This is a genomic window from Stenotrophomonas genospecies 3 (assembly GCF_054473855.1).
This window is the reverse complement of record NZ_JBTMUR010000017.1, coordinates 84,786-93,499: the sequence shown is the minus strand read 5'-3', so window position 1 is coordinate 93,499 and position 8,714 is coordinate 84,786. Positions and strand designations below refer to the sequence as shown.

Here is an 8,714-nt window from a genome sequence, read left to right as displayed (position 1 = left end):
CATGGCGCCTCCTGTCGATGGGATCTGGCCCAGGTCCGTGCAAGGGGTGTGCCAGAGGGGCTTGTGTAGAGTCGAGCATGGCGCGACTCTACAAAAGCGCTCAAGTTCGGCGCCCACCCCGCCGATACAGCAGCCATGTCCCATGACCTGCTCAACCGGATCGACCAGCGGACCCGACTGGCCGGCCACAATCGCCTGGCGCTGCTGCTGTTCCGCCTCGGCGGACGTCAGCTTTTTGGCGTCAATGTCTTCAAGGTGCAGGAAGTCCTGCGCCGCCCGGAGCTGTTCCAGGTGCCCGGACTGCCCAGCCAGTTCGCCGGTGTGGCCGACGTCCGTGGCCGCTCGGTGCCGGTGCTGGACCTGGGCCTGGTCATCGGCCACCCCGAGCGTGAGCCCGATGCGGACACCTCGCCCGGCTACCTGGTCGTCACCGAATTCAACCGTTCGATCCAGGGTTTCCTGGTCAGCGGCGTGGAGCGCATCGTCAACATCGCGGTGGAAGACATCCACCCGCCACCGGAACTGGGCGCCGAATCGAGCTATCTGACGGCGGTGACCCGCTTCCAGGGCGAGTTGATCCAGGTGATCGACGTTGAAAGCGTGCTGGCCGATATCGCCCAGGTACGCGGTGAAGCAATACTCGACCCGGCGATGGCAATGCCCGCCGACGGCCCGCAACTGCAGGTGCTGGTGGTGGACGACTCTCGTGTAGCCCGCCAGCAGATCCGCAGCGTGCTGGACCAGCTTGGGGTCGGCGCCACCCTGCTTTCCGACGGAAAGCAGGCGCTGGACCACCTGCTGCAGATCCAGGCCTCGGGCGAGAACCCCGCCGAGCGCTACGCCATGGTCATCTCGGACATCGAAATGCCGGCCATGGACGGCTATACGCTGACGACGGAAATCCGGCGCCATCCGGGCCTGGCCGGCCTTTACGTCCTGCTGCATACCTCGCTGTCGGGCGTGTTCAACAATGCGATGGTCGAGCGCGTCGGTGCCAACGCCTTCGTCGCCAAGTATTCGCCGCACGAACTGGCCGACTTCGTGCTGGACCGCCTGCGCAAGGTCGCGATGGCGGCCTGAGGCCTCTGATCCGGTAGTGCCGGCCGCTGGCCGGCAACCGCGGACAATCCGGGAAGCCGGCCAGCGGCCGGCACTACCCTCTCGAATCTGGCACACCCCTTGCAGCTTCCCGGGCAACGTTCCTGTGGGAGTGCACCGTGCGCAACCTGATTACCGACTACCTGGGCGTCCACGCCCAGGCCATGCCGTTGCGCGAACAGCGGATGAAGCTGATCGCCAGCAACCTCGGCAATGCCGACACTCCCGGCTACAAAGCCCAGGATCTGGACTTCGATGCCGCCCTGCGCCACGCCCAGGGGCAGGATGCCAATGGCCTGATGGCCACCACCCACGAGCAGCACTACGAGATCAGTAGTGGCCTGAACCCGTTCCAGATCGCGCGCGAAGGCGTGCAACCCAGCCTGGACGGCAACACCGTCGATCCCGATGCCGAGCGTGCCGCCTATGGCCGCGCCGCACTCGAATACCGCGCCTCGCTCAGCTTCGTCGAGAGCAAGGTGCGTTCCATGCTGACCGCGATCACGGGGCAATAAGCCATGAGCAACCTGCCGATCTTCGATATCGCCGGCTCCGCGCTGCAGGCGCAGTCGGTGCGCATGAGCACCATCGCCTCCAACCTCTCCAACGCCGACACCGTCGCCGGTTCCGCCGATGCCGTGTACAAGCCGCTGGAACCGATCTTCCAGGCCGTGACCAGCAAGAACGATCCGAACATCACGTCGGTGAAGGTCAAGGAGATCACCCAGAGCGAAGCCGCGCCGATCAAGCGCTATGAACCGGGCCACCCGCTGGCCGACGGTGATGGCTACATCTACCAGCCCGATGTCGATCCGGTGGCGCAGATGGTCAACCTGATCTCGACTTCGCGCAATTACCAGGCTGGCGTGGAGATGCTGACCACCGCCAAGGAACTGGCCCTGGCGACCTTGACCATGGGCCGCTGAGGCCCGCAGCACCGGATACCACCATGACCACCGCCGTCAACAACCAGACCAACCAGGACGTCTACGCCGCGCTCGGCCTGAACGCCCCGAACAGCAACGCCACCAAGAAGAAGAACACGCTGGACCAGGCCGATTTCCTGCGCCTGATGACCGAGCAGCTGCAGCACCAGGATCCGCTGAAGCCGATGGACAACACGCAGATGGTTGCGCAGATGGCGCAGATGTCCACCGTGCAGGGCATCACCGATCTGAACAAGACGGTGAAGGGTTTCCAGGAATCGATGGCCAGCGACCAGGTGCTGCGCGGTGCCGCTCTGGTTGGCCACCAGGTACTGGTGCCGTCGGAAAAGCTGGTACTGGAAAAGGAAGGCAGCGTCGAAGGCACGGTGGCTGCGCCCTCGGCCGGCATCGTGACCGTCGACATCACCGATGCCAACGGCACCAAGGTCACCTCGCTGAGCGTAGAAGCCAAGGCCGCTGGCGAAACCGCGTTTCAGTGGGACGGCAAGGACGCCAACGGCAAGCGCGTGGAACCGGGCAAGTACTCCATCGTCGCCAACCACGTCGACACCGCCGGCAAGAGCACCAAGCTGTCCACCTTCGTGCAGGCCCCGGTGGAGAGCGTGACCGTCGGCTCAGACGGCCTGTACCTGAATCTCAAGGGCCTGGGCACGGCCCCGATCGACTACGTGCTCCGCGTCAGCTGAGCCGCACATTCCGCATCTACCAGGAGCATCCCATGGGCTTCAACGTCTCCCTGTCCGGCATCAATGCCGCCAATACCGACCTGAGCGTCACCGCCAACAACGTCGCCAACGTCAATACCGCCGGCTTCAAGCAATCACGCGCCGAGTTCGCTGACTTGTTCGCCTCCACCAGCTATGGCCTGTCGAAGAACCAGACCGGCTCGGGCGTGCGTGTTTCCAACGTGGCCCAACAGTTCATCCAGGGCCACAACGAGCAGACCGGCCGCAGCCTGGACATGGCGATCTCCGGTGAGGGCTTCTTCACCATGAACATGAACGGCTCGCGCGTGTACTCGCGTGCCGGCAACTTCCAGACTGATTCCGCCGGCTATGTGATCAATCCCCAGGGCGCACGCCTGCAGGTGTTCGCGCCGAATGCCGATGGCACCAACTTCGATGCCGGCCGCCTGGTCGACCTGCAGCTGTTGACCACCGACAGCCCGCCGAAGCAGACCAGCGAAGTGAAGGTCGGTTTCACCCTGCCGGCCAACGCCAAACAGCCGACGGTCAATACCTTCGATCCGACCGACTCGAACAGCTACAACCACTCCAGCGGCGGCATCACCGTGTACGACTCGCTGGGCGTCAGCCATATCCAGGTCTCGTACTTCGTGAAGGGCGCAAATCCAAACGAGTGGACCGTTCACAACTATGTGGACGGCCAACCGGCCGGTACCCCGACCGCGGTCGCCTTCGACAACAGCGGCAAGCTGACCAATCCGGCCAACGGCAAGGTCAGCCTCGGCACCTTCACCCCGACCACCGGCGCGGGCCAGCTGAACATGACGCTGGATATCAGCGGCTCGACCCAGTACGGCGAGAAGTTCGCGCTGCGCAACACCCAGCAGGACGGCTATGCCGCCGGCAAGCTCAACGAGATCACCGTGTCGGAAACCGGCGTGGTCTACGCCCGATATTCCAATGGCGACGACAAGCCGCTGGGCCAGGTCGCACTGACCACGTTCAACAACACGCAGGGTCTGGAGCAGAAGGGCAACAACCTGTGGGTGGAGACCTTCGAATCGGGCACGCCGCGCACCGGCATGCCGGACACCTCCAACCTCGGCAAGATCCAGGCCGGTTCGCTGGAAGCGTCCACCGTCGACCTCACCGAGCAGCTGGTCAACATGATCACCGCGCAGCGCAACTTCCAGGCTAACGCGCAGATGATCACGACCCAGGACCAGATCACCCAGACCGTCATCAACATCCGTTGATGACGCGCTGACCCTGTCACGGAACTCCCCGCATGGATAAAGCCCTTTACGTGGCGATGACCGGTGCCCGCGCCTCCCTGCAGGCGCAGGGTACGCTCAGCCACAACCTCGCCAACTCCGACACCCCCGGCTTCAAGGAAGCGCTGGCCAACACCGAAGCCTTCCCGATCCGTGGCCCGGGCTTTGCTTCGCGGGTGGATGCGCTGCATGTCGACGCCGGATTCAACCGCACGCCGGGCTCGCAGCACATCACCGGCAAACCGCTGGACCTGTCCCTGCAGACCGGCACCTGGCTGGCCGTGCAGTCCAGTGACGGAAGCGAGGCGTACACGCGCGGCGCGGCGTTGTCGGTGACGCCGAACGGCCAGCTGGTGACCTCCAGCGGCCGCCCGGTACTGGATGACAACAACAACCCGATCGCCATTCCGCCCTACCAGGCGATGGAGATCGGTGCCGACGGCACGCTCTCGATCATTCCGCAGGGCGAAGGCCCGCAGACCATGGCGCAGATCGGCAGGATCAAGGTCGTGCAGGCACCGGATGAGCGCCTCGAACGCGGCCTGGATGGCCTGTTCCGCAACACCGACCAGCTGCAGCCGTTCGCACCGGCACAGGGCACGGCCGTGCACAGCGGCCAGCTGGAAGGCAGCAACGTGGATGCCGCTGGCGCGCTGGTGCAGATGATCCAGCTGCAGCGCCAGTACGAAATGCAGGTGCAGGTGATCAAGCACGGCGACGAAAACGCGCGCAGCGCCAACAGCATGCTGCGCCTGGGCAGCTGACGGAATTCCGGCGCCGGTTGATGCCGGCGCTGGCACACCGCTTGCACACCCGCATACAAGGGCCGCACCACGCGGCCGGCTTCAGCAGACAGGACATCGAAGATGAACCAGGCATTGTGGATCGCGAAAACCGGACTGGATGCGCAGCAGATGCGCATGTCGGTGGTTTCCAACAACCTCGCCAACACCAACACCACCGGCTTCAAGCAGGACCGTGCCAGTTTTGAAGACCTGCTGTACCAGCAGGTGCGCCAGCCCGGCGGTTCCTCCTCGGCGCAGACGCAGCTGCCCACCGGCCTGCAGCTGGGTACCGGCGTGCGCGTGGTCGCCACTGCCAAGAACTTTGAACAGGGTGGCCAGCAGCAGACCGGCCGCGCCCTGGACGTGATGGTCAACGGCCGCGGCTTCTTCGAAGTTCAGATGCCTGATGGCAGCTCGGCCTACACCCGTGATGGCTCGTTCAAGATCAACCAGGACAGCGAGCTGGTCACCAACAGCGGTTACCCGGTGCAGCCGGGCATCCAGATTCCCGAAGGCGCGCAGTCGGTGACCATCGGCACCGATGGCACCATCAGCGTGAAGATGGCCGACGGCGCCGCCTCGGTGGAAGTCGGCGCACTGACCCTGACCGACTTCGTCAATCCCGCTGGCCTGCAGGCACGTGGCGAGAACCTGTTCCTGGAGACCACTGCGTCCGGCCCGGCACAGAACGGCAACCCCGGCCTCAACGGCCTCGGCACTGTGGTGCAGGGTGCCTTGGAAGGCAGCAACGTCAACGTGGTGGAAGAGCTGGTGTCGATGATCGAAACCCAGCGCGCCTATGAGATGAACGCCAAGGCGATCTCCACCACCGACTCGATGCTCGGTTATCTCAACAACAAGCTCTGACCGGCCAAACCGGGAAACCGCCATGTCGCCCATTTCCAACTTCGCCCGCACTGCTCTCGCCTGCGCCGTGGCCGCCCTGCTCGGTGGCTGCGTGATCGCGGGCGACGTGCGCCCCTACCCGACGATGGCACCGATCCAGCCGATCATGCCGCCGCAGGCACAGCCGACCGCCGGCGCGATCTACGCTGCCGGCCCGACCCTGCAGCTGTATTCGGACCGGCGCGCACGCGATGTTGGCGACCTGTTGACCATCACCCTGCTGGAAAACACCACCGCGCAGACCAGCGCCAACACGGCCACCAACAAGGAATCGAACCTGAGCCTGGGTACACCGTCCATTCTCGGTGCTCCGGTCACCCTCGGCGGCAAGGACATCCTGAGTGCCACGGCCAAGGGCGCGCGTGACTTCACCGGCAAGGGCAACAGCGCGCAGAGCAACCGCCTGCAGGGCAGCGTCACCGTCACCGTGGTCCAACGCCTGCCCAACGGCAACCTGGTGGTGCAGGGGCAGAAGAACCTGCGGCTCAACCAGGGCGATGAACTGGTGCAGGTGCAGGGCATCGTGCGCCCGGGCGACATCAGCCAGGACAACACCATTCCGTCCAGCCGCGTGGCCGAGGCCCGCATCGTCTACGGCGGCCGCGGTCCCGTCGCGCAGTCCAACGCGATGGGCTGGCTGAGCCGCTTCTTCAACTCCGGCCTGACGCCGTTCTGAGTATGGCCATGAAACTCTTCTCCTCTTCTTCCTGGCAGCAACGCATGGCGTCGTTCGTCGCGCTGATGCTGCTGGTCGTGGCTGCCCCGGCCAGCGCCGAGCGCATCAAGGACCTGGCCCAGGTCGGCGGCGTGCGCGGCAATGCGCTGGTGGGTTATGGCCTGGTGGTCGGCCTGGATGGCAGCGGCGACCGCACCAGCCAGGCACCCTTCACCGTGCAGAGCCTGAAGAACCTGCTCGGCGAACTGGGCGTCAACGTGCCGCCGAACGTCAACCCGCAGCTGAAGAACGTGGCCGCCGTGGCGATCCACGCCGAACTGCCGCCGTTCGCCAAGCCGGGCCAGCCGATCGACATCACCGTGTCCTCGATCGGCAACGCGGTCTCGCTGCGGGGCGGTTCGCTGCTGATGGCGCCGCTGCGCGGTGCTGACGGCCAGATCTATGCCATCGCACAGGGCAACCTGATCGTCGGCGGCTTTGGTGCGCAGGGCAAAGACGGTTCCCGTGTCTCGGTGAACGTGCCCAGCGTCGGCCGCATTCCCAACGGTGCCACCGTTGAACGCGCCCTGCCCGACCCGCTGGCCAACGGCGGCGACATCACCCTGAACCTGCACAACAACGACTTCACCACGGTCTCGCGCATGGTTGCCGCGCTCAACAACGCCTTCGGCGAAGGTGCGGCGCGTGCGGTCGATGGCGTGACCGTGGCGGTCACCGCGCCGACCGACCCAGGCGCGCGCATCGGCCTGCTGGCACGCATCGAGAACCTGGAACTCACCCCCGGCAGCGCCCCGGCCAAGGTGGTGGTCAATTCGCGTACCGGCACCGTGGTCATCGGCCAGCAGGTGCGCGTGGGACCGGCGGCGATCTCGCATGGTTCGCTGACCGTGACCATCCAGGAAAACACCAACGTCAGCCAGCCCAATGCGCTGTCCGGCGGCCGCACCGTGGTCAGCCCGCAGTCGACCATCACCGCCACCAACGACGGCAGCCGCATGTTCAAGTTCAGCGGCGGCACCACCCTGGACGAGATCGTGCACGCGGTGAACGCCGTGGGCGCGGCACCGGGCGATCTCATCGCGATCCTGGAAGCCCTGAAGCAGGCCGGCGCACTGAGTGCCGAGCTCGAGGTGATCTGATATGCGTATCACTCCCGCATTCGATCTGCACCCGGCGCAACAGAACGATCCGGCCAAGATCGACAAGGTCGCTCGCCAGCTGGAAGGCCAGTTCGCGCAGATGCTGGTCAAGAGCATGCGTGACGCCAGCTTCGGCGATTCGCTGTTCCCCGGCGAAAACAAGATGTTCCGCGAGATGTACGACCAGAAGATTGCCGAGGCGATGACCCGCGGCAAGGGCCTGGGCCTGTCGGGCATGATCAGCCGGCAGCTGTCCGGCCAGGCCGCCGACGGCCCGGCGCTGGATACCCGCGTGGACCCGGCCAAGGCCAGTCGTGCCTACCAGCTCAATGCACCGGCCAAGCCGGCACCGCCGCTGCCGCTGGAAGACGGCAGCCAGGCCGTGCGCCTGCTGCAGCAGATGGCCGCCGGTGCACAGCACGGTGCGCAGGCGGCGGTCGCACCGATGGAACAGGCCCTGGACCTGATCGCCGGCCGCGAGAGCAGCAGCATGCACCGCTCGTTGGGCACCGAGGATCCGTACATCGGCAGCCTGCAGGGCGAGGACTGGGCCGCCAACAGCGACCAGTGGTCGGCCACCGCCAGCAACCGCGGCACCGCGATCAGTCCGGCCGATGCGATGGCTACCCGCACCGCCGTCGCCCAGCTGGGCGAGCACACCCCGGAAGGCTTCGTTGCCAGCATCTGGCAGCACGCGCAGAGTGCAGCCAAGGAACTGGGCGTGGATGCCCGCGCCCTGGTCGCCCAGGCGGCGCTGGAAACCGGCTGGGGCAAGCGCCACATCAAGCATGCCGACGGCAGCACTTCGCACAACCTGTTCGGCATCAAGGCCAATGGCTGGAACGGCCAGCGCGCCGTGGCCGGCACCCACGAATATGTCGATGGCGTGCGCCGCAACGAGACCGCCAGCTTCCGCGCCTACAGTTCGCCGGCCGAGAGCTTCGCCGACTATGTGCGCCTGCTGAAGACCAGCCCGCGTTACCAGCAGGCCCTGCAGGCCGGCACCGACGTGCAGGGCTTCGCCCGCGGCCTGCAGCGCGCCGGCTACGCCACCGATCCGCGTTACGCGGCCAAGATCGCCGCGATCGCCGGCGGCCCGACCATCGAGCGCGCCGTCAGCGCCGTCGCCGATGCCGGCTCGCGCCTTGGCCAGACCTTCGCCAGCACCGCAACCGCGGCGCTGGGTATCACTCGTCGTTGAGG

General features: G+C 65.9%; 10 protein-coding genes. All 10 read left to right on the top strand.

Annotation, left to right across the window (positions count from 1 at the left end; translation table 11 throughout):
• Positions 1-135: 135 nt before the first annotated feature.
• The 10 genes from ACX9OT_RS19580 (at position 136) to flgJ (ending at position 8,712) form a co-directional block, all read left to right on the top strand.
• The gene (locus ACX9OT_RS19580) at positions 136-1,080 is read left to right on the top strand and encodes a chemotaxis protein (RefSeq protein ID WP_459003299.1); all 945 of its coding nucleotides are present in this window, start codon (positions 136-138) and stop codon (positions 1,078-1,080) included.
• 137 nt (positions 1,081-1,217) lie between these two features.
• Positions 1,218-1,613 carry a flagellar basal body rod protein FlgB gene (flgB, locus tag ACX9OT_RS19575; RefSeq protein WP_005409576.1) on the top strand — a complete coding sequence of 132 codons (396 nt, stop codon included), beginning with the start codon at positions 1,218-1,220 and terminating at the stop codon, positions 1,611-1,613.
• 3 nt (positions 1,614-1,616) lie between these two features.
• Positions 1,617-2,024 (top strand): flagellar basal body rod protein FlgC, encoded by a 408-nt coding sequence (gene flgC / locus ACX9OT_RS19570; RefSeq protein WP_010485892.1) that lies wholly within the window; start codon positions 1,617-1,619, stop codon positions 2,022-2,024.
• Between the two features lie 23 nt (positions 2,025-2,047).
• Positions 2,048-2,731, top strand: a complete 684-nt coding sequence (locus ACX9OT_RS19565) for a flagellar hook assembly protein FlgD (protein ID WP_459003296.1) — start codon at positions 2,048-2,050, stop codon at positions 2,729-2,731.
• A gap of 32 nt (positions 2,732-2,763) precedes the next feature.
• Positions 2,764-3,987 (top strand): flagellar hook protein FlgE, encoded by a 1,224-nt coding sequence (gene flgE, locus ACX9OT_RS19560; RefSeq protein ID WP_049421922.1) that lies wholly within the window; start codon positions 2,764-2,766, stop codon positions 3,985-3,987.
• A 32-nt stretch (positions 3,988-4,019) separates the two neighbouring features.
• The gene (locus ACX9OT_RS19555; RefSeq protein ID WP_459003294.1) at positions 4,020-4,769 is read left to right on the top strand and encodes a flagellar basal body rod protein FlgF; all 750 of its coding nucleotides are present in this window, start codon (positions 4,020-4,022) and stop codon (positions 4,767-4,769) included.
• 102 nt (positions 4,770-4,871) lie between these two features.
• Entirely contained in the window at positions 4,872-5,657 is a 786-nt protein-coding gene (flgG, locus tag ACX9OT_RS19550; RefSeq protein WP_005409571.1) for a flagellar basal-body rod protein FlgG, read from the top strand.
• A 22-nt stretch (positions 5,658-5,679) separates the two neighbouring features.
• Complete coding sequence (gene flgH, locus ACX9OT_RS19545) at positions 5,680-6,372, top strand: flagellar basal body L-ring protein FlgH (RefSeq protein WP_010485899.1); 693 nt, start codon at positions 5,680-5,682, stop codon at positions 6,370-6,372.
• A gap of 2 nt (positions 6,373-6,374) precedes the next feature.
• Entirely contained in the window at positions 6,375-7,511 is a 1,137-nt protein-coding gene (locus ACX9OT_RS19540) for a flagellar basal body P-ring protein FlgI (RefSeq protein ID WP_459003291.1), read from the top strand.
• Position 7,512: 1 nt separating this feature from the next.
• A complete protein-coding gene (gene flgJ, locus ACX9OT_RS19535) occupies positions 7,513-8,712 on the top strand; it encodes a flagellar assembly peptidoglycan hydrolase FlgJ (protein WP_459003289.1) in 1,200 nt (399 codons plus the stop codon).
• Positions 8,713-8,714 lie beyond the last annotated feature (2 nt).

What these genes read in the sequence shown, in the direction of transcription:
- ACX9OT_RS19580 (WP_459003299.1), top strand. Translation starts at nt 136, where the DNA reads ATGTCCCATGACCTGCTCAACCGGATCGACCAGCGGACCCGACTGGCC.
- flgC (WP_010485892.1), top strand. Translation starts at nt 1,617, where the DNA reads ATGAGCAACCTGCCGATCTTCGATATCGCCGGCTCCGCGCTGCAGGCG.
- ACX9OT_RS19565 (WP_459003296.1), top strand. Translation starts at nt 2,048, where the DNA reads ATGACCACCGCCGTCAACAACCAGACCAACCAGGACGTCTACGCCGCG.
- flgE (WP_049421922.1), top strand. Translation starts at nt 2,764, where the DNA reads ATGGGCTTCAACGTCTCCCTGTCCGGCATCAATGCCGCCAATACCGAC.
- ACX9OT_RS19555 (WP_459003294.1), top strand. Translation starts at nt 4,020, where the DNA reads ATGGATAAAGCCCTTTACGTGGCGATGACCGGTGCCCGCGCCTCCCTG.
- flgG (WP_005409571.1), top strand. Translation starts at nt 4,872, where the DNA reads ATGAACCAGGCATTGTGGATCGCGAAAACCGGACTGGATGCGCAGCAG.
- flgH (WP_010485899.1), top strand. Translation starts at nt 5,680, where the DNA reads ATGTCGCCCATTTCCAACTTCGCCCGCACTGCTCTCGCCTGCGCCGTG.
- ACX9OT_RS19540 (WP_459003291.1), top strand. Translation starts at nt 6,375, where the DNA reads ATGGCCATGAAACTCTTCTCCTCTTCTTCCTGGCAGCAACGCATGGCG.
- flgJ (WP_459003289.1), top strand. Translation starts at nt 7,513, where the DNA reads ATGCGTATCACTCCCGCATTCGATCTGCACCCGGCGCAACAGAACGAT.